Raw genomic sequence first — 236 nt, forward strand, 5'->3', positions numbered from 1 at the left:
GATCTAAGACATTGACGACGTTATACATTAAACTGGCACGCTCAGCTGGCGTCTTTTGCGCCCATTCTTTTTGTGCCGCATTTGCCGCCTTATAAGCTTCATCGAGCTGATCTTTGGTCGCCTGTTGAATCTCGACCAGCGTGTCGCCATTGCAGGGATTGGTGTTGGTATTGACGCTATCGTCTTTACCCTGTTGCCATGAGCCTGCGATATATTGCAGATGAAAATCATTATAG

Annotated in this window: 1 protein-coding gene; it reads right to left on the reverse strand. The window is 47.0% G+C overall.

The features are described from left to right. Positions 1-236 (reverse strand): aldehyde dehydrogenase family protein (locus AAEY78_RS14935; protein WP_352340279.1); only part of this gene is annotated, 236 nt, incomplete at both ends.

This window comes from Psychrobacter sp. 16-MNA-CIBAN-0192 (assembly GCF_040309565.1).
Taxonomy (GTDB): domain Bacteria; phylum Pseudomonadota; class Gammaproteobacteria; order Pseudomonadales; family Moraxellaceae; genus Psychrobacter.